The sequence below is a fragment of the Priestia sp. FSL H7-0729 genome (assembly GCF_038005685.1).
In the GTDB taxonomy this organism is placed as follows: Bacteria; Bacillota; Bacilli; order Paenibacillales; family Paenibacillaceae; genus Paenibacillus.
The window spans coordinates 229,252-255,854 of sequence record NZ_JBBOTQ010000004.1 but is presented as its reverse complement, the minus strand read 5'-3'; the positions used below and the strand labels follow the sequence as shown (position 1 = coordinate 255,854).

Genomic DNA, 26,603 nt, shown 5'->3' with positions numbered 1-26,603 from the left:
GGTAGTGTATTTGATGATGCTTCAAATCCATGTAAATAGATGGTTGTCTGTTGCTCTTCTTTATCTTCTAATGCAGGCAGCGTCTGATTCGGGCATCCAGCTCTACAGGCGAGAACGGTTTGGTCATGTAATCATCGACCCCGCTGCGGAAGCATTGACTGATCGTTTGCTCAACACGTTGTTCGGTCAACACGACAATTTTGGGTGGCTGCTCCATCTCCAGGTTCTGAATATGATGAATGAACGGCAGACCGTCGATGCCATACAGATTCAGCTCGGTGAGTACCAAGTCCGGTGTCACTTTCTCGATCAAGTCCAGTGCAGCCAGTCCATCAACAGCCTCATAGGTTTCGTATCCCTGCATTTTCAAACGCAACTGCAGGAATTCGCGTACCGTAGGATCGTTGTCCACAATCAAAATGCGTTCCGGCTCGTCCGCCGTATTGTCCAGCGTGTAGATATGAATCTCCGACGAATCTACGAGCTTCGAGGATTCAGCCATATGCTGAATGGTTGCCTTCGAAGGGCGCTCCCCTTCCGGGAAACTGGCCAGTGTAATCTGTGGATCGGCACCGGGTATGGTCTCTTGCAGCTCATGCTTGATCCGAAGTCCTTCATAATGAACTTCATCCAGTGACAACCCTGGCAGCAGGACGGCAATCGCCTGGGTGGCCCCATCCTTCCACACCTGGAAGGCAGACTCACTCGTCTGTTCCAGATGTGTCCTGACCTGCTGCTCAGGTTGAGCGTGTCCTGCACAATGGATGAACATTAAGCCGCATGTTTCGGCACCCGTTTCCTTCAATCCCTGTTCTACACTTCGGTACACATTAACGGCAGCCTCACGCTGCAATGTCGCCGTATTTGGCATGTTCTTTTCCACCCTTCTCCTCGATTATCTATTCATGTTCAAAATGTTATTTACACTGACACTCCAATGACAGAACAACCTTTTGATCGCTGTTATCCCCAGATTTTTTGATTCCTTTTAACAAGGGGAAATCCGGGGATAAAGGCGAACGCTTCGCTTCATCAGGTTATTTCTGTCCTCTCCGTTATCGTGTAAATATTTAGTTGAACATCTATATTGCTGTTACTGTATTACCATGATCTCTGTTCTTATGCGGCTTCGCTTGTTTTCTTCTCATCCTCGGACCAGCTTTGACGTGTCATGGTCCCCCATGAGTTGTTGTTTTGCAGGAACTGCACATGTCCCTGCAATCTCCACAGTACGCCCAGCTGATGATAACCCACGAATTTGAGCGCAGAGTATACCAGCATTTTGACCAGGTCGGAGAGTTTGTTGTAACGTTTGAAAGCAATCTCCTCCAGGACAAGTGCACCTACACTTAGCAGATAACCACTCACGAAGTTCAATAGTCCGAACAGAAGCAGGATTGGCCACTGGGTCATATCCAGAAGAACGTATCCAGCGAGAGCCAGCAGTCCGGTAATCCGGAAATACGGGTTCAATGCTTCAAAAATGACGTTATACGGCATGGTTACCATACCCATCACTTTGTATTTGGGATTGAACAGCATGCCTCGATTCTCCAGCATGTTCTTCAGATTCCCGCGGCCCCAGCGCTTGCGCTGACTGGACAGGATCCGGTAGGAATCCGGTGCCTGTGTCCAGCACACCGCCTCAGGGCAGAAGGCAACGCGGTACTTCAATTTGTTTTCCAGCATATACCGGTGAAGCTTGATGATGATGTTCATGTCTTCCCCGGGATAACCATCCCGATATCCACCTACTGCAATTACAGCGTCCTTACGGAACATGCCGAATGCACCGGAGACAATGATCAGACCGTTCATATGACTCCAACCAATCCGTCCGCCCAGGAAGGCTTTGAGATATTCAATCGACTGGAACATGGGCCAGATCTTGCGCGGCAGCGATACATCTTGCACTGCCCCGTTTTCGATTTTGCAGCCATTGGCGATCCGTACATCTCCCCCGATGGCTACTGTTTCTTCCGGATTCTCCATATACATGCGTGCCATACGGATCAGGGCATCCTTCTCCAGCAATGAATCGGCGTCAATGGAAGAAATCAGTGGATAATGGGACAGGTTGATCCCGGCATTGAGGGAATCGGCCTTTCCGCCATTTTCCTTGTCAATGACATACAGATCGGGGAACTCCGGATTATGGTAAATCCCGCGGATTTTCTGACAGGCGATCTTGCCCCGAATCTTCGTATTGGGTACCGGCTTCAGACGGTATTCATCCAGCAAAATCTTCAGTGTGGCATCACTGGAACCGTCATTTACGACGATCACTTCATAAGTTGGATAATTCAGCGTCATCAGACAGTTCACATTTTCAATAATCGTCAGTTCCTCGTTGTATGCCGGTACCAGCAGAGAAACCGAAGGCACCAGTTCCGATCCTGACAATGTATTGTATTTGGAATAATGCGACCGGCGGAAGATCGTCCAGATGTTACGGAACGATAAGGCCAGGATGGAAAAATAGAGCGTATTGACGAAAACAACATAGTAGATTGCGACCATGCCGTAGATTAATAATAGATCCCTAAGCAGTGTAATCCCCTCCTACCGTTGCGACACCTGTGCGTTTCTTGCTGGTTCTGTTCTCTCGTACAGGGCCAAAATAGCGATCGTACAGCAGTCTTTTTTTGTTATGTGCAATCATCTGTTCTACAGCTCTGTCATCGGTTCTCGTATGCTGCATGGTACTCTCGATCTGCTGCATCGCAATCTCGCGTTCAGCACCTGTACCTTGTACCGCAGCCTGACACAACGCTTCAAATCCCGGTTCACCAAGCTTGCTCAGACTCTCTGCACTGTTATAACGAACTCTCCAGTCCTCATCCCGCAGCGCTTTGCGCAGCAATGGAATGCTACCCGATGCATGCTTCGAACCGAGCGCTTGCACCACTTCGGCACGAACTTCCGGGTCAGTGTCCTGAATCAGCTTCAAAATCGTCTCATCCCGCAGTGCCGGACTTGCGCTAAGATACAGCTTCACCGCCTCGGCACGTACATCCTGATGTTCGGCTCCTACGAGTCTGTCCAGTGCAGGCATTACTTCAGGCACAGCCTGTCCCCACATCGCAACGAGTCCGACTTTGACAAAATCCGGATTCCGATCTTCCAGCAATTCGATTAGAATTCTGCTGGTATCCAGACTGGTTTCAAGCAGAATATCTGCTGCAAGATGGTGAATGGACTTGCCTTTGTTCAACAGCAACGCCAGCATGTCTTTTAGTTCCCCTTGGCGGGTTGTACATCTTGCGATGGAACGACCAATCATAATGGCCATCGGGCCCGGCTTCTCATCCTTCAACAATTCCATCAAGCCCGGAACAGCTTCGGGACAACGCATGCCACCCAAGCGATAAGCCGCATCAATCTGGCGACCGTAACGCAGACGGCTCAGTTCCTTCAGATCATGCTCTACAAATCCCGCTTCGCGGCATAGTGCAATCAACTTGTCACGATACTCACCCTTGAACTGATCGATCCATTCAATCAGCCTGTCCTGAATAACTCTGCGTTCCAGCGGAGCCAGTTTGCCTGGTGGCAATTTGAGTGGACTATTCTCGGTTAAGGCCGTTTGCAGATAAGTGAAGTAGTCGCGCTGTTTTAATTCATAGAACGCCGTCTTGCGTCGTTTGCCGTTGTGGGACATTTTCATGGCAAACAATACGATGACGCCTACAACAACAAGTGCGATACAGATGTACAAAAACAGATAGGCCAAAGCCAAACTTGGAAACATGTGAAAAGGTCCTCCTTTATACTCATTTATTCGATCTGAAAACTAGGAATTTTCTCGTAGCTCTTCTTCATTTTTTCGTAGCTAAGCTTCAGCCGTTCACTATACTGCACCTGCTCCCAAGGCTTCCAGCTATATACCGGCAATGTCTTCAGATCCAGGGTTGTCTGTTCACCCCCAGGCCAAGATACTTTCTTCGTGGCGCGGTCCGTTAACCATGGAATGAGGGTGACACCTTCCACAGCAATTGTGGAGAACTCACGGCCATTCTTGAGCGGTCCATAGTCAATTGCTTGCAGTGAACTCGGATCACCGAACCCAAGTAACATCCAGGGAATTCGCATCTCCACCTGATTGCCGTTATACTGCCATGCCGTTAACGAATCCGTGTCGGACTGACCGGGAGCCGTCGTTCCCCGTTTCAAAGTTCCGACCTTTTCATTCATGAATGGATGAGCAGATCGGGTATCCGGCGGTGTCATTCTCAGGCTGACTGCCAGATTCCAGGGGCGGAACGGATCTGTGGAGTCCGCCTGCTGATCTGGCAGCATGTCGTATCCTTCCTTGCCGTACAGACGCTGATTAAAGTCATAATCCTTGGCGATCTCCACCTGAGATTCTTCTTCCTGCCCCAGCGTAATCACTGTCTCAAGACCATCACTGAGCGTCCGGCCCGGGAGTAACTTGTCGGGCTGACTGCCTCCAGCAAGTGTATCAGTCCCGATTCGTAGCACCGTCTGATCCGGGTCAAAAGGTTGATCCAAGGTCAGCCCAATGTACATATAAGCTTCATCATGGGTCATCTTCATTTCCTGAATGCCGTTCACCTGGCCCTCCCAGGTCGTGACTTCTTCATCCTTCAGATCATCCCAGTCATCCAGTGATCCGTCGATGGTCAACTGTTCCTGTTTACCCGGATCCATGGCAAGCAGACCAAACATCTTCTCGTTTGTCAGCACGTTCAGCCAATATGCACGGCGATCAGCCGGGATTTCCAGTGGCATCGTGTTCCATGTCTTTTTGAACCACTCATCCTGCCACATGAACACAATGGCTCCCGAATACCCTTCATCATAGATATCCTGCGTCAGTGACGCGTCAATATCTCCCTGCTCTACTTCGTTATGTCCACCCTGATTCCGGCCTCCCATACCCAGATGGGAAATACCAAGAGAAGAAGGTACCCCATACTCTGTAACCATTACAGGCATATCGGAAAACTCGGCTTTTAGTTTGCGCAGATAACTTTTGTACGTGTTGTACTCGCCGTTCTCATCCTTGATGGTTTGGAGCGTTTTATCAATATGGAACAGATCCGGGTAATACGGGTACACATGGTAGGCTGCAAAATAACCTCCCTGCCACCCCTCCGGCTTAATATGACGGGCATCCACACTGACGAGATCCTCTTCATACAGCGGCTCGCCGGGATGATCCAACACATCGGTAGTTACCCAGTTGGTGAAGGTCATTGGATGCTCCCATCCATACTTCTTCTCCAGGACCGCCGTATGATCCAGCAACTCTGCAAGCCAGTTCTCAAACGGTGATGCTTCTGGAGTAGCCGAGAAATGAACTCCCTTATACTGCGGCACGTCCGCATGCTTCTCGTTCGTGTTGTCTACCATCGCCGGGTCCCATTCCGTACCCACATGCCAGGCCATCAGATATTTTCCTGCATTTGTCTTGTATTTGCCGCTGGACTCTCCCTGCTTGGCAGGAATGTCCGCATCGCCATAGACAGCAGATACGGCTTTTTCAATCTCCTGCTTGAATGTCTGCTCAATATGGGCGGCATAGGCATCCTGCTTCTCAATCAACTCTTCTTCAGGCGACCATATGCCCTGTATAAAATATAACGGTTGCTCCCGTCCGCGGTTATATTCGACCAATGCGGTGTAGAAAATCGGTTCGTGAACCGTGTATACCCGAATAACATTGGCTCCCAGATCCTCGATCTGTTGGAACCACCGCAAGTAATCCTCTTTGGTCAGCGGGAATTCTCCCGGGTAATGCCCCGGTGATGTTGCGCCCAGATTGACACCTTTGACGAACATCTCCCTCCACGTTCCATCGGGCCCGTATTCCATGAACCGGTCTCCCTCAGTCTTGAATTTCATTTCAGTGCCACTCTCCGCTGTGTACGTAACGAGCTTGGGTTGCATATAGTGCCATCCAGCAAATATTCCACCGGTCACCACCACTGCGCCTGTCAACACCGTTAATAACCAGCGTCTTCGTCTTTGTCTGCTCATGTCTTTAGATTGCTCACCTCTCTAATATCATCCTGCTTCAACATCGAATGGTCCAACATGAAGTTTACGAATCATTCCGCTTCGGATGTCCGCTTGGTAGAGATGTCAGCGGTGTAGTTCTCACTATAGCGCTAAGACTCTGCATTTGTAACTAGGCTGATGGAAGCAAACATGAAATGGAACATTCTGCCCATGATTCTTAAAAAGCGCCATCAACGGGCACCCGAAAGCCTTCAGGGTACATCTGATTCCCGAACACTAATATCTGCTGGAATCGCATGGATTATGGACCCTGCTAATCCTGCAATTCTGGAACCTTTATTGTTATGTGCAACGCGGGTACAGGCAACGTTTGCCGATTGAACACATACCCCATTAAACGCGAGTTATATTTTAAAGTTGCGGACGTTTTTACAGTATTAACCATAAAGATTACAAAATTGATACTATAGTCTGATAACGTATCAGCGATATTCCGCGTCACATCAAGGTTTTCTGAAAAGTGCAGAAAATCAAAAAAGGACATCAGTCCCCCTCTATAGGACTGTACCCATTTATGACCCTTTTACAAAAAGCGAAATGAACGCCCGGTCATCACCCTCAAGTCACGGATCTCTCACATTAAATGTAAAAAAGCACATCTTATTTCCTAATTTCTGACTCTAATATGTCCTTAGGGTAATTGTGTCCAATTTTCAAAATAATTCCGGTTGCCGCATTTTAAATTGTTAGATATGCTTATAAAACAAGAACACTTGTTCCGAACTGTAAATTAACTGTTAAATAGCGATATTCAAATGAAGATAATCAATGTTGAACAGAGTACCGCATCACGGATAAGGAGAGAAGTCTTATGTCCCGCCAAGACAGACGTGTCATCATGCTGGCTGACTGCCAGTCATTCTACGCCAGTGTGGAGAAGTCTGCACATCCCGAATATAAGGACCTCCCCCTCGTTGTCGCGGGAGATCCGGCCCGTCGCTCGGGTATTATTCTCGCAGCCTGTCCACTCGCCAAATCCTATGGAATTACGACAGCAGAACGACTGGGCGAAGCACTCGCCAAATGTCCGGATGTTGTGGTTGTTCGCCCGCGGATGGCTGAGTACATTCGGGTGTCCCTTCATATTACACGTATCCTTCAGTCTTACACCGATCTGGTAGAACCCTATAGTATTGATGAACAGTTTCTCGATGTGACCGGAAGTCTGGAGCTGTTCGGTAGTCCAGAGACGATTGCTCGCAGCATACAATCCAGGGTGATGGAGGAGACGGGTGTGTACATTCGGATCGGCATCAGTGATACCAAGGTCGTTAGCAAGATGGCCTGTGACTTGTATGCCAAAAAGGTCCCTGGAGGCATCTGCACGCTGCCTCGCAAAGATCTGCCTTCAACGATCTGGAAGAAGCCTGTGCGAGACATGTTCATGGTCGGTTCCCGCATGGCGCAGCATCTCTACAAGATGGGGGTCCATACCATCGGTGATCTGGCCCAGACCCCACTGTCCCGACTAAGAGAACGTTGGGGTGTGAATGGCGAGGTACTATGGCGTATCGCTCGTGGTATGGATGATTCCCCGGTCAAACCCGGGACATATGCCCATCAGCAGCAGGGAATCGGACATCAGATGACGCTGCCCCGGGACTATGACTCCTGGGAAGATATCAAAGTGGTACTGCTTGAACTGGCGGAACTTGTCAGTCGACGTTCCCGGGACAAATCACTCATGGGCCATGTTGTCTCGGTTGCATGTCGCGGACAGGATTATGATCGGCCGACCGGTTTTTCCCGCCAGATGAAGGTGAATGAACCCACCAACATTACGGATGAAGTATATGATGTCGCAGCAGCTCTGTTCCTGCGCCATTGGGACGGATTACCCATCCGCCGCATCAGCGTGTCATTGACCGGACTTGTACCCGATTCCGAAGTACAGCTGTCCTGGTTTGATGACCGTGAACGTAAAAGAGAATTGGAACGTGCCACGGATGATATCAAGCGCAGGTACGGAGAAACCGCCATTATGAGGGCATCTTCCCTCAGCTCGTCCGCGCAAGCCCATGAACGTTCTCATAAAATTGGAGGTCACTATAAATGAGTAAAAAATTGCAGCAAAACGGTATCTTCGAGTCCTCACGTATGATGCTCCCCGAACACCGGGAAGCCTACATTCTTCATCAGGAACAACTTGCTCCTCGTACCCGCCCATCCCTGGATGCGCAGGCCGCAGAAGAAATGTCCCGTTTGCTCAGCAACTCGATGATGCTTGGAGATAGCGTCACTATTACGTTGTTTCACGAACATGACGATATCCGTTACACGGGACAGGTGCTTCGACTGGACCGTCCTGCCCGTACCCTCAGACTACTGATGGAAGACGGGTCCAGGGATATTCGGATGAATCTCATTACGGATGTGGCGCTTGCCAATGAATGAAGGGAGATATACCCACCCCGATGTTGTGGATGTTCCATGATAGATGCAGCCTAGCCGTTACCATGCAGGACTGTCTTCCTACACTTCCAGGTGAATACCAAAAGCAGCCGACGAGACATATCCTGACCATTCACTTCGTTCTAAAGAAGCAAAATATCAGATATGTGATTCATCGGCTACATATAAGGGTACAGCTTTTTTTGTCAGAAAACTTTTTAGAAAAAACTCCAGTCAAACTCCTTGGAAAGTCGTTCAAGCAGATGTACGCCGGCAAGGCTGTTACCTTTGCGGTTCAGAGCGGGTCCAATCACTCCAATGCCGAACTGTCCCGGTACCAGAGTCAGAATTCCTCCGGATACCCCACTTTTGGCGGGCAAACCGACCTCGATGGCAAATTCGCCTGATGCATTATACATACCACAGGTGGTCATGAAGGTTTTGGCAATCTGAACATAGCGACGAGGGATGAGTTCTTCTCCCGTAATTGGATCTGTTCCATCATAAGCCAGAACTAGCGCCATGCGTGCCAAGTCCGCACAGGTCACTTCAATGGAACAATGACGGAAATACACGGCAAGTACATCTTCCACGTCATCCTTGATCACACCATTATGCTTCAAAAAATATGCCAGTGAACGATTCAGGTGACCACTCTCCGACTCGGACTGGAATACATCTTCGTTATAACCCAACTGATCATTATTCGCCAGTTTGCGGAAAAACTCCAGAATGCGGCGTGATTTCTCTTCCTTACAATCTCCTCCAACAAGCGAGGACACCGTAATCGCACCCGCATTGATCAACGGATTGAACGGGATTCCGGGTTCGACTAGTTCAAGCTTGATCATCGAATCGTAATCGTCGCCTGTCGGTTCTTTTCCTACATTAAAGAAAACCGCTTCTTCCCCATGATCCATTAGGGCCAGAATAAGGGTAAATACTTTGGAGATACTTTGCATCGTAAATGGAACACCGCAATCCCCTGCCGACACATGGTTTCCTTCGGCGTCCATGATATGTATACCAAGCTCATCCTGAGAGGCTTTGACAAGCTCCGGAATATAAGAAGCCACCTTACCCTGCCCTGTGTGCAAACGACTGGTCTCCAGCCACTCTGGCAGTAAGGCATTCAGACGTTCCATGGTTGAATTGCTCATATGTCATCTCCTCCACATCTCTATATAAGCATCTTGCATGAAATGTACATGGTGAACGCCCATATAATTTAATGAGTAAAGAGCTCCATCCATCTCATGCAAGATGCCCTATATTATCTGATTACCCTCAGAACAGTTCCTTTACCGCTTCATTTGAAGATTTAACTCCAAAATCTCACCAGGAAGACCATCGTAATCGCCTGTCCAGGTGGATACAAAGTTCTGTCTGGTTAAGATCTGGCGGGAAGCAGCATTAGACGGATCGATAACGGCATAGAGGGATCCAATCCCTGCGGCTTGTGCCTGAATAATCAACCGAGACGCTATGGATGTGCCTTGACCTTTGCCCCAATGTTCAGGCAGGATCATGTAACCTATCTCAGCCTTGGTCGGGTCCTCCTGATCCGGAATCAATTTGGCATACGCCACACCAGCACCATCTTCACTAAATACCCGGTAATGTCCGCAAGTGGAACGCTCATTAAACTCCAGCATGGACTCGAATTGTGTTCTTGCCTCCAGCTCCGGTATTGCCCGTTCTGTAATCTGTTTCATCACTTCCATATTGGAAACCAATGCGTAATAATCATCAAAATCAGGTTGTGTGTATTTAATGAATTTCATGATATGCCTCCTCTGGGGTACATAACTTGTCTTGGTGTTGTTGAATTCACCTAGAGTATAACAGAAGCGAATGATGGAATGCACACAAGGCACCACGCTTGCAGGCAGCCGTATGGTCCAATAGGCCAACAGTCTGGACAGCAATTTGGCAACAGTAGATACCAAAAAGCGGCCTCATCTGGAGACCGCTTTGTTTACTTTGTTTTTAATTTGCTTTTTAAGATAAAGAAATATTCTCTGTTCTGTGCTTCCAATGCATGCTATTAGCTTGCCCGTGATGACGGGTTCAGGTTCATTTGTTTTTCACGTTGACGTGCACGACGACCTTGACCTGGAGGGGTGATGATCAGTGCGAGCAACAGCGAGACAGCGCAGAGTACCGCAATCACGATGAAGGTTAGATGGAATCCACCTAGCAGGGCGCTGATGAATGATCCTGCCAAAGCACCAAATCCAAATCCCTGGTAGATCACACCATAGTTTTTGCTCTGATTTTTCAATCCGAAGTAATCAGCCACAATCGCCGGGAATACCGTAATGTTACCTCCAAAGCAGAATGCAACGGCCGCTACACAGGCGAAGAAGATCCCGAAGGTCAGTGGAACCAGACTGAGTGTCATGACAGCTACAGCTGTCACCAGCAGCGCACCAGCGATGACTTTCATTCGTCCTACTTTATCCGACAGCGCACCGAGAATGATACGTCCTGCCGTGTTAAAGATTGCAACCATGGCCACTGCGTTCGCAGCGGTAGCTACATCAAGACCTGCAAGCTGTACACCGATATCTTTGACAATACCGATTAGATACAAACCACTCATACACGCCGTGAAGAAAATAACAAACAGCATGTACGCTTCTTTTGTACGCAGCATCTCTTTCACCGTATAGTCATGACGTGCCACGACTTGTTTAGATCCTTCCTTGCTTACCGGAGCCTGTTCACGAACAACCGCTTCGCGGATCAGGAATGATCCCGCAACCACCAGAACCAGAACGATAATGCCCCAGTACATAAATGCCTGAGCAGGACCAACGGCCCCAATCAATGCCGAGTTGACATATTTGAATAATAAACTACCGGTACCAAAAGCTCCGACTGAGATCCCCGAGATCAGGCCTTTACGTTCCGGGAACCATTTGATCAGATTGGACAACGACGTAATGTACGCCGTACCATCTGCAAAACCAACGACAAATCCAGCCAAAATGTACAGTAGAGTTAATGAAGATACTTGGGAACTCAGAATAAGACCCAGCCCAAGCACAACCCCGGCCACACGGATCAGGCGCTGAAGACCCCAACGTTCCTGCAACCGTCCTGCAAACAATGTGGCAAATGCCAAAGCAAAACTGGTAATTGAAAAAGTTATCGCGACCGAGCTGACGTCCCATCCGAAACGATCAGATAGCGGTTGATTAAATAAACTCCACGTATAGATGGTTCCAAGACCCATTTGTACAATGATAGTCCCCAGAACAATAAGCCAGCGGTTCATTTTTGTAGGTGCAGATGTTGATTTAGGTGCTGATGAAGCGGATGAAATAGCTGCTTTCATCGTGATCTCCCCTTTGCCGATGTCATATACATGAATGCGTTCACAAGGTAATCATACATGAAAGGGGATTCATTACACCGTTTTGGGCATGAGTTGCATCAGATGCGGAATGAAATGCTACTAGATGCGCATGAGTTGCCTGAACTCTTTGACCTTCCCGCGACTCACGGGTACTTCAGCTTCAAGATCACGCAGGCGAAGCAGATACGTATTGTTGAACCAAGGCACAATTTCACGGATTTGCGACAGATTTACGACGTACGAACGGTGGCAGCGAAAGAACGTGTCCTGTGGCAGACGGCTGTGAAAATCCGATATGCTCACTGGCATGGTGAACTCCCCATTTTTGGTATATACCTTCGTCACTTTCTCTTGCGCTTCCGCATAGTAGATATCTGCCGTATCCGTAACAATAATATTGTCATTCCGCAGCAGATTAATTCTTCTGTCCGTATGGGAATTCATATCCCGTACCAGTTCACCTGGCACAGCAGCAGATCCGTCCGCCGTATGGGCTGGTCCATCCTCAGCATGTTGCTCCATCGGGGCATGGTCACGTTTGAAAGCCATCTCCAGCTTATGGAGCATCGCAGCGATTCTCTTCTCGTCATAAGGCTTCAGAATATAATCGAACGCCTCCAATTCAAAGGCTTCTGCTGCATGTTCCTTGTACGCCGTAGTAAAAACAATATAGGGTTTTGTTGCAAATTTCCCAATATGATGGGCCAGCATCATGCCATCCAGCGACGGAATATTAATATCGAGGAAAATGACATCCACTTCTTGTTCCTGCAAAAATTTCAGTACATCCAGCCCATCTTCAAGGCGATCCACCACCTCAATCTGACTATGTTCCTGAATTAAGTAATTCAATTCCTCGCTTGCCAGAATCTCGTCTTCCACAATAAGAGCTCTCATTGATCCATCATCACCTTGTTACGACATCTCCTTTGGGCACATCAAATAAAATATCGGTTCCTTGTTCCAGCCTGGTAATGGTTACACCTTGTCCGTAAATAAGCTTGACCCGGCGATGCACATTATACAGCCCGATCTGGTTACCAGGCATACGGTCATGGTATACCCGTTCAATAATATCTGCACTAATACCCGCCCCTGTATCGCTGACACTAATGCGCACAAATTCCGGATAATCCTGTACCCGAATTCGAACAGTACCTGGCCCTTTAACCTTGAGAATGCCATGAATAATGGCATTTTCGACGAGCGGCTGGATGACAAGACTCGGAATATGCACAGCGACCTCATCAATCTCATAGATTACATTCAGTCGGCTGCCAAAGCGCGCTTTCTCAATCTCTACATAATTACGGACCTGCTCCAGTTCCTTATGAATATCAATTAACTCATCCGACAGTTCCAGATTGTAACGCATGTACCCGGATAGATTCACAATCAGCTCACGCGCACGGTCCGGTTTGGTTCGGATGGACGAAGCAATCGCATTTAGCGCATTAAACAAAAAATGAGGATGAATGGTTGTCTGTAATGCGCGCAGCTCTGCTTTGTTGGCAGCAGCCTTGATCTCCTCTACCCGCGATACCTCCATCTGCGTCGAGATGATCTGCGACAGACCTACAGCCATCGTTTGCAATGGATACGTAATTTTATAGGCTTTGCGATAATAGATTTTGAGTGCACCTGTAATGTCTCCTCGTTCTTTCAGCGGAATGATTAACAGCGAGTGGATATCGGGTGTTTTTTCATCAATGACATCATTACTGATTGTAATCTCCCCGCTGGATATCGTCTTCTTGGTCATCTCACTTATAATTTCATTACCAATATGATAGCGTTCCTCACCAAATCCTACATAAGCCAGTACATTCCGAGTATCGGTAATCGCAACAGCATCCGCCTGAATATCTTCCTGAATAATACGGCAGATTTTGCGCAGAGAATCCTCGTCAATGGAACGAAAATACGGCAAGGTTTTGTTGGCTATCTCCAATGCCAGCTTCGCCTGACGAGCTGCAATCATTTCCTTTTCCCCTTCGACACTCTGCACCAGGAGCACAATTAGCCCAATGTTGAATTCACCCAGAATCATAGGCAGTGCAATCTGTGAAACAATATCTGCGCCCAGTGGATCGGGATAGGAAAATAGCAGGATCAGTAACATCGTGAGCGCTTCACAGATCATTCCGGCCCCAATACCGATGATCCATCGCTTGGGCTTGGGCGTGTACTTATGTATGTATCCGGATACCAGACCTGCCAGAATACTCGTGATCAGACACGGTATGGCTGTGACTCCATCCATATCGATCAAATACCGATGCACCCCGGAGACAATCCCCGTAATAATACCCACAGGCGCCCCGAACAAAATACCACCCGATAGCACGGCTATAATGCGGACATTCACCAGTGAACCTTCCACATTAATGCCCGTATACGTTCCGAAGATGGCAAAAGCACAGAACAACAAGGTAACTGCAATAGACTCCTGCCACCTTAATTTCCCCTTTTGCAGAATCTGCCTAAATCTCGGCACCCTCGACAGAAAGAATAAAAATATAATCAACAGCGCCGCCCGTTCAAATAAACCCAGCAGCATCGTAAACATTTCCAATCGTACTTCCTCCACATCTATCCAAAATAAAATGCATGTCTCACTGTAATGGCAATCCGCCACAGCAACTATAGATTAAACCTGGTACACACAACTCGTATGCAACAGTTTACCGCTCCCCTAGGAGGAAAGCAAAGTACATCCTGTGAAAATCCAGAAAAGAGGCATAGGAAAGATCAACGACCACCTCATATTTCCATAAAATCAACAAATACAGAAATCCCTGTGATATAATTAATGACTTGTCATGTTATCCCAATTGGTCAAAAATTATTTATAGAAAGGTGTTCAAGCATGCTTGCCATTATACTCCTGGGTTCGCTTCTGCTTTTTAGTCTAATATGGCTTATCCTATATGGTGTCTCCAGACGATCCAACGATCCTGAGGGTTCAACAAGACTTGTCCTGCAAATGATTTTATTTATTTCAATCCTGATCTTACTTGTGCAAGACTACATCCTGAAAGAATTCCCTTCCAATAGCATTATCATTGTAGTTCTAATCATTACTTTAATCATCATCAGCTCTTTCCAGGATAAAAGTAAAAATGTAGCGGATAAAATTACATAACCATTCCATTTGAAGCCCCACCTAAAACTTACTTCTTCCCTGTCGTCACCACAATAAAGAGGGTGTTCCATCATGTCATATAACTGACCAATGGAACACCCTTTTTAAATTACCTAACAATCATTCATGTAATTTGGTTTTATAAAATGAACTCCAGCTACACAGTAACGGAGAGTGCAGAACCAATCTGAAGAAGCGAAGCGCTCGCCTTTATCCCCGGATTTTACCCTTTCAAAGGGTGATTCAAAAAAATCCGGGGATAACAGCGATCGAAAGATGGTACTGCACTCGTAGTGGCCACGTGTAACACCCTGTAGTTCATTTTACCCCAGCCAACATTACATCTAATCCCTACCTAAACATCCCCCACAGCTTAATCAAATGAAACGTATTGTTCGGATCAATCTTCTGTGCAAGCACAAACGCAACAAACTGCTCCTCCTGTGCCGCAGAGAAATTTTCATTCATAATGACTGCGGAAGACTTGACCAACCTTCTGACCTTGGCCTTATCCTGAAGATCAGATTTGGTCACGCCATCAATCAACTTTTTGATACGCTCTTTGACAGCCGGATTCTTCATCTTTAGTTTGATCCGCTCCACCAGTTGCGGACTAATTCCATATTGTTGATAACCCAAAACGTATAGCACCTCCCAAGTAATGAACTCACTTCTTATTCATATGTCGGGAGGGCTTGTACACTTGTCTTTTTTTACAAAGGTCAACTGAAAAAACAGCCACAATGGGAAGCTTTAGTCAATCAAATTACCTCTGAATACTTGCTGTTGCTGCAGGAAATCACGCAGAGGTGTATAGTCCACAGACGTCCAGAAATTCGTTTCCGAGATCAACTGTGATACATCATCTCTGGCTTGTTCCAGCACAGCAAAATCGGCAACCATATCAGCAAGACGGAACTCGGGCAATCCGCTCTGTTTGGTACCAAAGAAATCACCCGGACCCCGAAGATCCAGATCCCGCCGGGATACCTCGAATCCATCCTCCGTTTCCGTCATGACCTTCATGCGCTCCTGTCCGACCTCTGTCTTGGAATCAGCAATGAGTACACAATAGGACGCATGGGCACCACGACCAACCCGCCCACGAAGCTGATGCAGCTGGGACAGACCGAATCGGTCCGCGTCCATAATGACCATTAACGTGGCATTCGGCACATCGACCCCAACCTCCACAACGGTGGTGGAGACGAGCAGCTGAATATCATTGCTATAGAAGTCGCGCATCATCTCTTCTTTCTCCGCAGCCGTCATCCGTCCATGCAACAGACCTACACGATATTTCGGAAAGTTCTGCTGCATCTGCACATGCAGATCAATGGCATTCTGCACATCAAGCTTCTCCGACTCTTCAATGAGTGGACAGATCAGATAGGCCTGACGCCCCTGATCCACTTCTCTGGAAATAAAACCGAGCACCCGCTCCATCATATCGTGCTTGACCCAATACGTAGATATCGGAATCCGTCCTTTCGGACGCTCTGAGATCGTGGATACCTCAATATCCCCAAAAGCCGTGATCGCAAGTGTCCGTGGAATGGGTGTAGCCGTCATCGTTAACACATCCGGGTTATATCCTTTGCGTCGTAAAACGCTGCGCTGATTCACCCCGAAGCGATGCTGCTCGTCCGTCACCACAAGGCCCAGATCCCGGAAGAAAACATCTTCCTGAATCAGGGCGTGTGTACCCACCACGATATCAATCATGCCCATTTGCAACGAAGCGATCAGATCTTTACGTTTACGCCCATTTACACTGCCCGTTAACAGCCCTACGCTTACCCCAAACGGTTCAAACAGCTTTTGCAGTGAACGCATATGCTGCTCCGCCAAAATCTCTGTAGGCACCATCAGAGCCCCTTGGAAACCGGAGCGAACAGTCGTGTATAGCGCAATTGCCGCAATAACTGTTTTCCCCGATCCTACATCGCCCTGCAATAACCGATTCATTGCATAAGGCGAACGCATATCATGCAGAATTTCAAGCTCCACCTTTTTCTGAGCATCTGTTAATTCAAAAGGTAAACTGCGTACAAACTCACGGATCGTTGTATTGTCCGTGGTGTGCACCACACCATCCATCCGATTCCGGTTGAGCGCACGATACGCCTGCATTTTCAGCTGGAACAGAAACAGTTCTTCATACACCATCCGCTGTCTAGCCTGTTGACCTTCCCGGTTGTCCTGTGGACGATGAATTCCCGCAATTGCCTGCTTACGCGGCATGAAGCTGTATTTCCTCATCAAGGACTGGGGCAGAATCTCGGGAATCATATCTCCGAATTGGATTAATCCCTGATTGATCGTTTTCCGCATCCATTGCTGCGTCAACTTGCCTGTTACTGAATATACAGGTTGCAGTGTGCCTGAACGCCCATCGCCTTTATCGGGAAACTCCGAGTCGGTAACTGTCATCTGCATGCGCTTTTGTTCCCACTTCCCCGTAATCACAATCTCACGATTGGGCGTAAGTTGTTCTTTGAGGAAATGGCGATTGAACCAGGTAGCTGTAATCATCCACTCTTCCGTCATGATCTTACAGGTGAGACGGGACTTTTTGCCGTATCGTTGTAATACAGGAATACCCATTACCTGTCCCTGGACCGTAATCTTGTCCCCATCCTTCACTTCACTAAGCGAACGCAGACGATAGTCCTCATAACGGAACGGATAATATTCAAGCAGGTCTTTAACAGTAGAGATGCCAAAGGCGTGAAGCTCTCCCTCTTTGAGAGCACTCACGCCGTTAATTTGCTTAACTGATATTTCTTCCAATTTCATGTCTAATCCCTCATTCCGGAACAGGCCACATAAAGATCGCAATGACACCAGGTCCAACATGACTGCCAATTACGGCTCCAATATTGGTATAGATCACTTCATTCACTGTAAAATGACCACGCAGCTGCTCTGCACAAGCGATCGCTGACCCCGGGTCAGCGGTATGACCTACCGCGAGGTTAACCCGTTTGCCTGCAAGATCCTTCTGGAACAGCTCAATAATGCGTGCCATTGCTTTTTTATGACCTCTGACTTTCTCAACTGCGTAGATCACGCCTTCTTCATCAATAGACAGGATCGGCTTAATGTTAAGCAACGTTCCCAAGATGGCTGAAGCTTTGCCAATCCGGCCGCCTTTTTGCAGATACTCAAGGGTATCCACGAGAAAGAACAATTTACGAGATTTTTGCATCTCTTCAATGGCAGCAGCGATTTCGACTGCTGACTTCCCCTGTTCGGCAAGTTCAGCAGCCTGTACCACCATTAGACCGTATCCATACGATGCTGACTTCGAATCCAGCACGGTGATGTCACCCTCACGCTCCAGTAAAGACTTGCCAAGCATGGCCGATTGGTAGGTACCACTCATGCCGGATGACAGGTGGATGGATACAATCGGGCGTTCCGGGTTCTCATCCAGAAGTGATTGATATACATTCATGAAATCAGTTGGAGAAGGCTGTGAAGTTGTAGGCAACACAGAAACCTTCTTCAATTTTTCGTAGAACTGTTCCGAAGTCAGATCAACGCCATCTGCATAAGTCTCTTCACCGAACAGAACGCGCAACGGAACAATGTGAATTCCGTATTTGCGAATGAGTTCTTCTGGAATATCCGCCGTACTGTCTGTTACTATCGCAACCTTGTGGCTCATGACTCTCCTCCTCTTCGCTAGAGTGCTATTAGGACTCTACGGAGAACAAATAATAATACACAGGCTGTCCTCCACGATGTACCTCTACCTCAGCATCAGGATACTCTACTTCAAGCCATGCAGCGAGGGCAGCAGTAACCTCAGGGTCAGCTTCATCCCCTTCAAGGATCGTCACCACTTCATCTCCGCTCTCCATCATCTGCTTGAGCAGACCTTCACATGCCTGAAGCATGACTTCATCCGTCGCTACAATTTTGGAGTTATGAATACCAATATAGTGTCCCGCCTTGATATCCAATTCATCATATTGCGTATCACGAACCGCATGAGTCACTTGACCGGACTGTACCCGGCTGATGGCCTCCAACATTTGGTCACGGTTCGTTTCCGCAGACTCATCTTCCTGGAAAGCAAAAGCAGCAGCCATTCCCTGTGGAATGGTCTTGCTTGGAATAACCGTAATTCGGCGCTCATCTTCAAGCAGTTCACGTGCCTGCTCCGCAGCCAGTACAATATTCGAGTTATTCGGGAGTATGAATACCTGCTCCGCAGCAATGGAGCGAACGGCTTTGACAAAATCCTCCGTGCTCGGATTCATCGTCTGTCCACCAGACAGAACAACGTCGACGCCAAGACTTTGGAAAATCTCTGCAATACCGTCACCGGAGGATACCGCAATAAAACCATACGGTGCCATCTCATCTGCAGGCAGCACAGCCTCTTCCATACTGCGTGCTGCCTCAGGTGGAATCTCTGCAAACAATTCAGGTGATGGAGCAATATCCATGCCTGCTGTCAGGAGATCCCGATGCTGTTCACGCATATTGAGAATATGAATCTGTGTAATCTCACCATAATGCAGTGCCAGGTTCAACACATCACCTGGTGTCTTGGAATGGACATGAACTTTGATGACTTCATCATCGGCAATGATAATGATTGAATCTCCATTAACTGACAACGCTTTCCGGAATGCTTCATCATCAAATGCCACTCCTGCGTTCTCTCCAAGTTCGCGGTTAATGAAAAATTCCATGTCATACAGGAATTCAATATCTTCCGTTTCCAATCTCGCCTGAGCAGACAATGGCATCTCCGGCGCAATCACCTGCTGCTGTGCAGGCCTCTTGATATCCACTTCTGCCGGTGCAGCCGGTTTCAAAGCAGATGCTGCAACGGATGGGGTAACTTCTTTGTTCAGCGAAGTACGATTCACACCGTCACTTTGCAGCAATACTTCCATAAAGCCCTCGTAGATATATACAAGCCCCTGACCACCTGAATCCACAACACCAACCTGTTTCAGTACAGGAAGTAACTCCGGAGTCATGGCCAGTGCTTCTTTTGCTTTTAACAAAACTTCATTCATTAATTCAGTAATATCATTCGTCCGTCTTGCGTAGTAATTGGCATGTTTCGCCGCTTCCTTGGCTACGGTAAGAATGGTCCCTTCAACGGGTTTTACGACTGCTTTGTAAGCTGCGTCAACACCGTTCTGCAGGGCTGCTGCAAATTGGAGCGTATTCAGTTCCTCATAGGGAGCAGCTGAACGACTAAATCCACGGAACAATTGCGACAGAATAACTCCTGAATTCCCCCGTGCGCCCATAAGCAGGCCTTTTGATAGAATACCGGCAGCTTCTCCGATGGAGGCAGAGCTCTTTCTTTTAATCTCTGCAACTCCTGCACTCATTGTCAAATTCATGTTCGTTCCCGTGTCACCATCCGGCACAGGGAAAACATTCAGGGAATTGACGTGCTCTGCATGCTGTCCAAGTTGTTCCGCTCCGGCAAGTACCATTGCGGTGAAATCTGTTCCATTTAAAGAACGTATACTCAAGTGAGAATTCCCCTTCCTAGCTTGATACACGAACACCTTGCACCAAGATGTGTCTGGTCTGTTCATGCGCTAACGCGGACTGCGTTATTCTTCGTCCATACCTTGTCCGGCACAGGCATACAATACAACATGTCAGCCGGATTAACGGTCTGGGCGGCCGGGCTACCAATATCCTGCACTCTCTGCACCCCTAACTTCGGGGCATACGGATATGCACCGGTATCAAGAGCCGGCATGAATGCCGCATGGAGACTGGTGCCAATGATGGAATGCCGCAGCTCACAGCGTTGCCAAAAAACAGACCACCGACCTCTAAGAACGGTATATTCTCCGACTTCCTTACGGCAACAGCCTGTTCACCACTGTATTATGGACTACTCAACATTGTACTATATTAGGCAGGAGAAATAAATAAAGTTTTTGGATCAGTTGACGAAGCTTTTTTGATTATGATATTATATTCAAGTATTGTTTTATGCAGGTTAAGTAATGGAAATGATCCGGTTATGCCGGCTTAAACAACGCCATTAGCTACTGAAGCCTGATCTTTAAGATCAGGAAGAACAATTTAGTCCTTATGGAATGACTTTTCGTTTCTGAAGGCAACTGGTTATTTTAGGATAGGAGGTGTAATCTATGTCTCGCAAATGTTATGTGACAGGTAAGAAACCGGGCACCGGTAACCACGTATCCCACGCTAACAACCGTAACCGTCGTACTTGGGGCGTAAACGTTCAGAAGGTCCGCATTCTCGTTGACGGCAAACCAAAACGTGTATACGTAAGCACCCGTGCACTGAAAGCCGGTAAAGTGACTCGCGTATAATCACGCAAAGCTACTATAAATCGGGTAAGCAAAAAGCACCTTGTTCCTTGCAGGTGCTTTTTTGGTATTCAAAAAAGGGATTTCTTGAATACACTCATGAACATGTGAATGGCCGCCGCATGGCGCTGCGCAAGTACGAATTCCAGAAAAGCCTGAGCCAAAGCGGCGGTATTCCCTGTAACCTTATCAATCCGATCAGTTCTTTTGAAACGTATTAAGAATCGCCTTTACAAACCCTCCCAAAAACTTCGGCAGTTTGAATGTGTAAAATTTCATAATTCACCCTCCCCATCATGCTCATGCATCCGCCGTATCCTATGCTCCAGGCCTTCTTTACCTTAACACGACAAAAAAGGCTACATGAGAAACCTGCTCATGTAACCATATTTATGCGGAACCATCGATCCCTATTCCACAATGACAAGCCCGAAATCAGGTCATTTACGTTTGGGTAGGAATATATTGATAGGCAGCGATCATGAAAACACTCATCAGATAATACAGTATGCCGAAGATAACAAAAGTAACCCGATGTCCCGTACGATCAAATTTGCGGAAATACATAATAACAACGCCTACCCCGATTAATGACGTAATGGCATTATACGGGGATTGAATAACCGCAAACAGAGCAAGCACAAGTCCCGTCACCAGACTCGCAGCCATCGTCCACAGTGTCTCCTTGAGGGTCATAGATCAGCCTCCGTAGCTACTGCGAATTTCAGTAATCGCGGCAGCACGATCCTCACGGCCAAATACGGCACTCCCAGTAACAAGCACATCCGCTCCAGCTTCCACCACAAGCGGGGCTGTGTCGGCTGCAATTCCGCCATCTACTTCGATATGTACATCATGGCGTCCCTTTTCGTTCAACCAGGTACGAATTTGCTTGATTTTGTTCATGGTACCCGAGATGAAAGCCTGTCCGCCAAAACCAGGATTCACCGTCATCACAAGAACCATGTCCACATCATCCAGAACTTCGAGAATGGCAGATGCTGGCGTTCCCGGATTAAGGGCGACTCCTGCCTTGACTCCCTGCTCCTTAATCAGATGTATAACCCGGTGCAGATGCACACAAGCCTCAGCATGGACTGTAATTACCGCTGCACCCGCTTTGGCAAATTCCTCAACATAACGCTCCGGATTCTCAATCATCAAGTGTACATCGAGCGGCAAGCTTGTATGTGGAGCGATCGCCTTCACAATCGCAGGTCCAAGCGTAATATTAGGGACGAAGTGACCGTCCATAACGTCAACATGAATCCAGTCTCCTCCTGCAGCTTGGGCTTCTGCAACTTCCGCACCAAGTCGGGCAAAATCAGCTGATAATATGGATGGGGCAATTTTAATCATGTTAATACCTCCGCTTCTTATCTTTCATTTCGGTCAGGAATAGCACATAGTGCTGATATCGGCTTTCGGAGATTAGACCTTCCTCCTTGGCCGCAAGCACACGACAGCCTGGTTCATGGGTATGGGTACAACCTCTGAACTTGCACTGATCTGCAAACTGGGCGAATTCCCGGAAACACGTGGAGAGTTCCTCCACGCCGATCTCCAGAAAGTCCAATTGGCTGAATCCCGGCGTATCTGCAACAAACCCGCCATTATCCAACGGGATAAGTTCTACGTGTCTGGTGGTGTGTTTACCTCGTCCAAGACGCATGCTGATCGCACTCGTTTCCAGCGTAAGGCCGGGCATCAATGCATTTAACATGGACGACTTGCCTACACCCGATTGACCAGAGAATACGCTAATCTTGCCAGCGAGACGATCTCTGAGCAGTTCACTGCCTTCTCCGGTACGTGAACTTGTGGAGATCACTTCATAACCAACCTGCTCATATAACGCTTTTACTTCAGCAACCGTGTCTTTGGCTGGATCAGCCAAATCCTGTTTCGTCAGCACAATCAGAGCATCCAGACCAGCCTGCTCAATGTGAACAAGGAACTTGTCCAACAGATTCAGGTTCATATCCGGTTCTTTCACCGAGAACAATAGAACAGCCAAACTTACGTTGGCTACCGGAGGACGGATGAGTTCCGTCTCACGCTTCCGGATTTCATCTACCGTTCCTTCTCCGTTCTCCGTCAACATGTAGCTGACGCGGTCACCAACAAGCGGTGATGTTCCCCGTTTTCTGAAGATACCTCTAGCTCGACATTGAACGGCGGAACCTTCAACCGAAGGAACCCCGTTGTCTTCCACTGGCATGACATAATAGTAACCGCTTAGCGCTTTAACGATGATACCTTCTGGCATAGCTCCGTCGCCCTCCCTTTGATGGTGGTACATTTAATCCAGACGCCAGCATAAGCCGCCCTTATGGACGGCTTGATGCGTTAATGACTTCCTTTTTCTTCTTCTCTTTTTCCTTGCCGTGCTCCTTACCATTATTCATGGCAGAAGTGTCTTCATCTACGCTATCACCTTCACCGTCTGCCGGTGTGGACTCAGGATCACCTTCCTGATTGGGGTCAACACTGCCCTCATCTACGCTGCCTTGCCCTGGGTCAGGCTCATTTTCTGGCGGCGTTTGCGTGTTTTGTTCCGGGTCAATGGAAGGTACATTCACTGTTCCGTTTTTGGCTTCACTGTAGGAGACAAGATACGTATCCAGGAACTGTCCATCCCGATATACGGACACAGCCCCATTCTCATTTGGAGCCAGCACAAGCGGTATGGTCAAAGTCTGGGTTGAGTTCACGGTGCGTGTTCCCCATTCCTGATTCTTGCCGCGTGCGTCTTCATATGTGATACGGATTTTACTGTTTTTGCCCTCTTCTTTGGGTGATACATTGATATTAAACGGATATTTCAGCGCTTCAGGCGGATACCCTGTACTGATAAAGATTGTAATCTTATCGCCAGGACTAACCTCTGCGCCCGCTTCCACAGGCCATTGCTGCGTCACTTTGCCCTGGTCCACCGTATAACTTGATTCCTCCTGCACCTGAGCAAGCACAAGTCCAGCAGATTTCAGTTTTTCTTCGGCTTCACTGCGGGTATTATTTTTCAGATCAGGCATTTTGACCGTTTCGGTACCTTTACTTACGGTTAACTCAATCTGAACGGCCTCTGGATCGAATTCCTCATTGACACCCGGTGTCTGAGAAATAACAGAACCTGAAGCCACATCATTGGAAAACTCTTCTTTCCGCTGAATCTGATCTTCCTTGATGCCAAGCGCAGTCAGCTTCTTGACAGCCTCATCATAAGTCTCCTGTTTGACATCAATCATCTTCACCAGTTCTTTTTCTGCACCAACACTGATCTGGACCTCAGAACCTTCTTTGACGACATCGCCTTCTTTTCTGCTCTGGTCAAAGACAATACCAGGTTCGACCCCTTCCTGATAGAGACGGATGACCTCATCACTGACGACGAGTCCCTTCTCCTCAAGCATCTCACGAGCCTTTTCTTCCGTCTGTGTGATTACGTTAGGAACGGTAACTTCAGGCACAACCAGCATACCCTTGACATACCATACAACGCCCACCATGGCGATTAGAATAAGAACAGTTAATGAAATGAGTAGTGCTGGTTTCTTCCAACTCTTGGATTTCGCTTTACCCTTGCCTTTTTCTTCGTCAGACTCCATCACCGGCACCGCACCCGTCGAGGTAACTCCGCGCGGTTCAGGCTTGATCGCTGGCATTACGCGAGTCTGGTCGATATCATCCTCGTCAGGAAAATCAATCTTTGTTTCATTACGTCTCTCCGGCATCAGGCAGGTTTCCAGATCGGTCTGCATTTCTTTGGCCGATTGATAACGTTCCTGCGGATTTTTACGCATGGATTTCAAGATGACATTCTCCACACTTTGCGGAATCAAGGGATTGAATTTGCGTGGTTCATCGAACTCTTCCTGCAAATGCTTCAATGCCACACTGATTGGGCTTTCACCCAGAAACGGAAGTTGCCCGGTAAGCATTTGGTAGAGTACGATCCCAAGAGAATATAAGTCCGATTTTTCACCAGTAACGATGCCTTTGGCATGCTCCGGTGAGAAGTAATGTACAGAACCTACGACAGAACCCGTCTGCGTAATCGTTGTAGATGTAACGGCACGGGCAATCCCAAAATCCGTTACTTTCACACGGCCATTCCGGCCAATTAATATATTATGGGGTTTGATATCCCGATGAATGATTTGATTATGATGTGCGTGATCAAGAGCATCTGCAATCTGTGAAGCAATTCGCACCGATTCGTCCACCTGCAGAGGCGCACGTTCTTTAATAATTTCATTCAGGTTTTTGCCTTCCACGTACTCCATGACAATATAATGAACGTCATCTTCCTGCCCCACGTCATAAATGCTGACTACATTCGGATGAGACAGCGATGCTGCCGATTGTGCTTCCCTGCGGAAACGGCGAATAAACTCTTCGTCATGCACAAACTGTTGTCTAAGGACTTTAATCGCTACATTCCGGTTTAACAGAAGATCCTGTGCTTTGTACACAAGAGCCATGCCGCCACCGCCGACACGCTCAATCACTTCATAGCGTCCGCCTAGCTGGTGCCCAATCATGACTCACACCCCGTTTCCGTATCCACGGAACCATCCCTCTGCAACTCGAACAAAGCAACCGTGATGTTGTCGTCTCCCCCGGCAAGTAAAGCCAACTGGAGCAGTCGGTCTGCGCGATCTTCCAATGCCAGTTCCAGATTGCCGGCAACCTGAATAATCTGCTCATTGCTGACCAGGTTACTGAGACCATCACTGCACAGGAGTAGAACTTCGCCTTCCTCCAGCTTGACGGTGTCCAGGTCCACCTTCACCTCGGCATCTGTTCCAAGCGCACGAGTTAATACGTTGCGACGTGGATGATGGGACACATCCTCTTTGCTAATCTGACCATTTTTGAACAATTCATTCACCAGTGTATGGTCTTCGGTTAGCTGAACTACAGCTTTGTTCGCAATTTTGTAGGCTCTGCTATCACCGATGTGTCCAATAACACCTTCCGTATCGTTCAATAATGCCGCAACCACGGTTGTTCCCATGTTGTGATACTTGTCATCAGTGGATGCCGTGCGGTAGATAACTTCGTTGGCATGCAAAATAGCATCGCTAAGAGCTGCAGAGAGAGAAGCATGCGACAGACCTGGTTCCAGTGTTCCCAAATCTTGTACCAGCGTCTCCACTGCCAAGCGGCTTGCCGTATCCCCTGCGAGATGTCCACCCATGCCATCGGCAACAATACCCAGAATATATCCTGTCTCGAGATTACGAATCCAGGCTGAATCTTCATTCACCGAACGCACTCGTCCGATATGGCTCACATGAACTGTTTTGATCAAAACGTT

23 protein-coding genes are annotated in these 26,603 nt (G+C 47.9%); 4 read left to right on the top strand and 19 right to left on the bottom strand.

Annotated elements, in window-relative coordinates:
• Window positions 1-67: 67 nt before the first annotated feature.
• The 4 genes from MHH93_RS12290 to MHH93_RS12275 form a co-directional block, all read right to left on the bottom strand.
• Entirely contained in the window at window positions 68-871 is an 804-nt protein-coding gene (locus MHH93_RS12290; RefSeq protein ID WP_500054257.1) for a response regulator transcription factor, read from the bottom strand.
• Window positions 872-1,119: 248 nt separating this feature from the next.
• Window positions 1,120-2,520, bottom strand: coding sequence for a glycosyltransferase family 2 protein (locus MHH93_RS12285; protein WP_339235640.1), 1,401 nt, complete (start codon window positions 2,518-2,520; stop codon window positions 1,120-1,122).
• 22 nt (window positions 2,521-2,542) lie between these two features.
• Window positions 2,543-3,751, bottom strand: a complete 1,209-nt coding sequence (locus MHH93_RS12280) for a HEAT repeat domain-containing protein (protein ID WP_500054256.1) — start codon at window positions 3,749-3,751, stop codon at window positions 2,543-2,545.
• Window positions 3,752-3,777: 26 nt separating this feature from the next.
• On the bottom strand, window positions 3,778-6,003 hold the full coding sequence (locus MHH93_RS12275) for a hypothetical protein (protein ID WP_500054255.1): 2,226 nt from the start codon (window positions 6,001-6,003) through the stop codon (window positions 3,778-3,780).
• A gap of 171 nt (window positions 6,004-6,174) precedes the next feature.
• Between MHH93_RS12275 and MHH93_RS12270 the strand changes: the two genes are divergently transcribed.
• The 3 genes from MHH93_RS12270 to MHH93_RS12260 all read left to right on the top strand — a co-directional run bounded on the left by MHH93_RS12270 (window position 6,175) and on the right by MHH93_RS12260 (window position 8,439).
• Complete coding sequence (locus MHH93_RS12270) at window positions 6,175-6,366, top strand: hypothetical protein (protein WP_500054254.1); 192 nt, start codon at window positions 6,175-6,177, stop codon at window positions 6,364-6,366.
• A gap of 490 nt (window positions 6,367-6,856) precedes the next feature.
• The gene (locus tag MHH93_RS12265) at window positions 6,857-8,101 is read left to right on the top strand and encodes a DNA polymerase IV (protein WP_500054253.1); all 1,245 of its coding nucleotides are present in this window, start codon (window positions 6,857-6,859) and stop codon (window positions 8,099-8,101) included.
• Window positions 8,098-8,439 carry a YolD-like family protein gene (locus MHH93_RS12260; protein WP_500054252.1) on the top strand — a complete coding sequence of 114 codons (342 nt, stop codon included), beginning with the start codon at window positions 8,098-8,100 and terminating at the stop codon, window positions 8,437-8,439. Before MHH93_RS12265 ends, MHH93_RS12260 begins: the two co-directional genes overlap by 4 nt.
• Window positions 8,440-8,654: 215 nt before the next feature.
• Here MHH93_RS12260 and glsA read toward each other — a convergent pair whose 3' ends face one another.
• The 9 genes from glsA to MHH93_RS12215 all read right to left on the bottom strand — a co-directional run bounded on the left by glsA (window position 8,655) and on the right by MHH93_RS12215 (window position 20,458).
• Complete coding sequence (gene glsA / locus MHH93_RS12255) at window positions 8,655-9,596, bottom strand: glutaminase A (RefSeq protein ID WP_500054251.1); 942 nt, start codon at window positions 9,594-9,596, stop codon at window positions 8,655-8,657.
• Between the two features lie 141 nt (window positions 9,597-9,737).
• On the bottom strand, window positions 9,738-10,220 hold the full coding sequence (locus MHH93_RS12250) for a GNAT family N-acetyltransferase (RefSeq protein WP_500054250.1): 483 nt from the start codon (window positions 10,218-10,220) through the stop codon (window positions 9,738-9,740).
• Window positions 10,221-10,483: 263 nt separating this feature from the next.
• Window positions 10,484-11,719: an L-lactate MFS transporter gene (locus MHH93_RS12245; protein ID WP_500054390.1), complete on the bottom strand. Its 1,236-nt coding sequence runs from the start codon at window positions 11,717-11,719 to the stop codon at window positions 10,484-10,486.
• Window positions 11,720-11,899: 180 nt separating this feature from the next.
• A complete protein-coding gene (locus tag MHH93_RS12240) occupies window positions 11,900-12,697 on the bottom strand; it encodes a LytR/AlgR family response regulator transcription factor (protein WP_500054249.1) in 798 nt (265 codons plus the stop codon).
• Between the two features lie 10 nt (window positions 12,698-12,707).
• Window positions 12,708-14,360 (bottom strand): LytS/YhcK type 5TM receptor domain-containing protein, encoded by a 1,653-nt coding sequence (locus tag MHH93_RS12235; protein ID WP_500054389.1) that lies wholly within the window; start codon window positions 14,358-14,360, stop codon window positions 12,708-12,710.
• 936 nt (window positions 14,361-15,296) lie between these two features.
• Window positions 15,297-15,584, bottom strand: a complete 288-nt coding sequence (locus MHH93_RS12230) for a stage VI sporulation protein F (RefSeq protein WP_278299015.1) — start codon at window positions 15,582-15,584, stop codon at window positions 15,297-15,299.
• A gap of 114 nt (window positions 15,585-15,698) precedes the next feature.
• Complete coding sequence (gene recG, locus MHH93_RS12225; protein WP_500054248.1) at window positions 15,699-17,744, bottom strand: ATP-dependent DNA helicase RecG; 2,046 nt, start codon at window positions 17,742-17,744, stop codon at window positions 15,699-15,701.
• A gap of 10 nt (window positions 17,745-17,754) precedes the next feature.
• Window positions 17,755-18,618, bottom strand: coding sequence for a DegV family protein (locus MHH93_RS12220; RefSeq protein ID WP_339235667.1), 864 nt, complete (start codon window positions 18,616-18,618; stop codon window positions 17,755-17,757).
• Between the two features lie 28 nt (window positions 18,619-18,646).
• The gene (locus tag MHH93_RS12215; RefSeq protein WP_500054247.1) at window positions 18,647-20,458 is read right to left on the bottom strand and encodes a DAK2 domain-containing protein; all 1,812 of its coding nucleotides are present in this window, start codon (window positions 20,456-20,458) and stop codon (window positions 18,647-18,649) included.
• A 636-nt stretch (window positions 20,459-21,094) separates the two neighbouring features.
• Here MHH93_RS12215 and rpmB point away from each other — a divergent pair.
• Entirely contained in the window at window positions 21,095-21,283 is a 189-nt protein-coding gene (gene rpmB, locus MHH93_RS12210) for a 50S ribosomal protein L28 (protein ID WP_017687459.1), read from the top strand.
• Window positions 21,284-21,478: 195 nt separating this feature from the next.
• Here rpmB and spoVM read toward each other — a convergent pair whose 3' ends face one another.
• The 6 genes from spoVM to MHH93_RS12180 all read right to left on the bottom strand — a co-directional run bounded on the left by spoVM (window position 21,479) and on the right by MHH93_RS12180 (window position 26,597).
• Window positions 21,479-21,559: a stage V sporulation protein SpoVM gene (gene spoVM, locus MHH93_RS12205; RefSeq protein ID WP_019424875.1), complete on the bottom strand. Its 81-nt coding sequence runs from the start codon at window positions 21,557-21,559 to the stop codon at window positions 21,479-21,481.
• A 165-nt stretch (window positions 21,560-21,724) separates the two neighbouring features.
• The gene (locus MHH93_RS12200) at window positions 21,725-21,976 is read right to left on the bottom strand and encodes a hypothetical protein (protein WP_105410212.1); all 252 of its coding nucleotides are present in this window, start codon (window positions 21,974-21,976) and stop codon (window positions 21,725-21,727) included.
• A gap of 3 nt (window positions 21,977-21,979) precedes the next feature.
• Window positions 21,980-22,639, bottom strand: coding sequence for a ribulose-phosphate 3-epimerase (gene rpe, locus MHH93_RS12195; RefSeq protein WP_500054246.1), 660 nt, complete (start codon window positions 22,637-22,639; stop codon window positions 21,980-21,982).
• 1 nt (window position 22,640) lies between these two features.
• Window positions 22,641-23,549, bottom strand: a complete 909-nt coding sequence (gene rsgA / locus MHH93_RS12190; RefSeq protein ID WP_062835353.1) for a ribosome small subunit-dependent GTPase A — start codon at window positions 23,547-23,549, stop codon at window positions 22,641-22,643.
• Between the two features lie 61 nt (window positions 23,550-23,610).
• Entirely contained in the window at window positions 23,611-25,824 is a 2,214-nt protein-coding gene (gene pknB, locus MHH93_RS12185; RefSeq protein ID WP_500054245.1) for a Stk1 family PASTA domain-containing Ser/Thr kinase, read from the bottom strand.
• Window positions 25,821-26,597 carry a Stp1/IreP family PP2C-type Ser/Thr phosphatase gene (locus MHH93_RS12180; RefSeq protein WP_500054244.1) on the bottom strand — a complete coding sequence of 259 codons (777 nt, stop codon included), beginning with the start codon at window positions 26,595-26,597 and terminating at the stop codon, window positions 25,821-25,823. Before MHH93_RS12180 ends, pknB begins: the two co-directional genes overlap by 4 nt.
• Window positions 26,598-26,603 lie beyond the last annotated feature (6 nt).

Excerpts from the sequence above, each read along its gene's own strand:
- MHH93_RS12290 (WP_500054257.1), bottom strand. The coding sequence starts at position 871 with ATGCCAAATACGGCGACATTGCAGCGTGAGGCTGCCGTTAATGTGTAC.
- MHH93_RS12285 (WP_339235640.1), bottom strand. The coding sequence starts at position 2,520 with ATGGTCGCAATCTACTATGTTGTTTTCGTCAATACGCTCTATTTTTCC.
- MHH93_RS12280 (WP_500054256.1), bottom strand. The coding sequence starts at position 3,751 with ATGTTTCCAAGTTTGGCTTTGGCCTATCTGTTTTTGTACATCTGTATC.
- MHH93_RS12275 (WP_500054255.1), bottom strand. The coding sequence starts at position 6,003 with ATGAGCAGACAAAGACGAAGACGCTGGTTATTAACGGTGTTGACAGGC.
- MHH93_RS12270 (WP_500054254.1), top strand. The coding sequence starts at position 6,175 with ATGAAATGGAACATTCTGCCCATGATTCTTAAAAAGCGCCATCAACGG.
- MHH93_RS12265 (WP_500054253.1), top strand. The coding sequence starts at position 6,857 with ATGTCCCGCCAAGACAGACGTGTCATCATGCTGGCTGACTGCCAGTCA.
- MHH93_RS12260 (WP_500054252.1), top strand. The coding sequence starts at position 8,098 with ATGAGTAAAAAATTGCAGCAAAACGGTATCTTCGAGTCCTCACGTATG.
- glsA (WP_500054251.1), bottom strand. The coding sequence starts at position 9,596 with ATGAGCAATTCAACCATGGAACGTCTGAATGCCTTACTGCCAGAGTGG.
- MHH93_RS12250 (WP_500054250.1), bottom strand. The coding sequence starts at position 10,220 with ATGAAATTCATTAAATACACACAACCTGATTTTGATGATTATTACGCA.
- MHH93_RS12245 (WP_500054390.1), bottom strand. The coding sequence starts at position 11,719 with ATGAACCGCTGGCTTATTGTTCTGGGGACTATCATTGTACAAATGGGT.
- MHH93_RS12240 (WP_500054249.1), bottom strand. The coding sequence starts at position 12,697 with ATGAGAGCTCTTATTGTGGAAGACGAGATTCTGGCAAGCGAGGAATTG.
- MHH93_RS12235 (WP_500054389.1), bottom strand. The coding sequence starts at position 14,360 with ATGCTGCTGGGTTTATTTGAACGGGCGGCGCTGTTGATTATATTTTTA.
- recG (WP_500054248.1), bottom strand. The coding sequence starts at position 17,744 with ATGAAATTGGAAGAAATATCAGTTAAGCAAATTAACGGCGTGAGTGCT.
- MHH93_RS12220 (WP_339235667.1), bottom strand. The coding sequence starts at position 18,618 with ATGAGCCACAAGGTTGCGATAGTAACAGACAGTACGGCGGATATTCCA.
- rpmB (WP_017687459.1), top strand. The coding sequence starts at position 21,095 with ATGTCTCGCAAATGTTATGTGACAGGTAAGAAACCGGGCACCGGTAAC.
- spoVM (WP_019424875.1), bottom strand. The coding sequence starts at position 21,559 with ATGAAATTTTACACATTCAAACTGCCGAAGTTTTTGGGAGGGTTTGTA.
- MHH93_RS12200 (WP_105410212.1), bottom strand. The coding sequence starts at position 21,976 with ATGACCCTCAAGGAGACACTGTGGACGATGGCTGCGAGTCTGGTGACG.
- rpe (WP_500054246.1), bottom strand. The coding sequence starts at position 22,639 with ATGATTAAAATTGCCCCATCCATATTATCAGCTGATTTTGCCCGACTT.
- rsgA (WP_062835353.1), bottom strand. The coding sequence starts at position 23,549 with ATGCCAGAAGGTATCATCGTTAAAGCGCTAAGCGGTTACTATTATGTC.
- pknB (WP_500054245.1), bottom strand. The coding sequence starts at position 25,824 with ATGATTGGGCACCAGCTAGGCGGACGCTATGAAGTGATTGAGCGTGTC.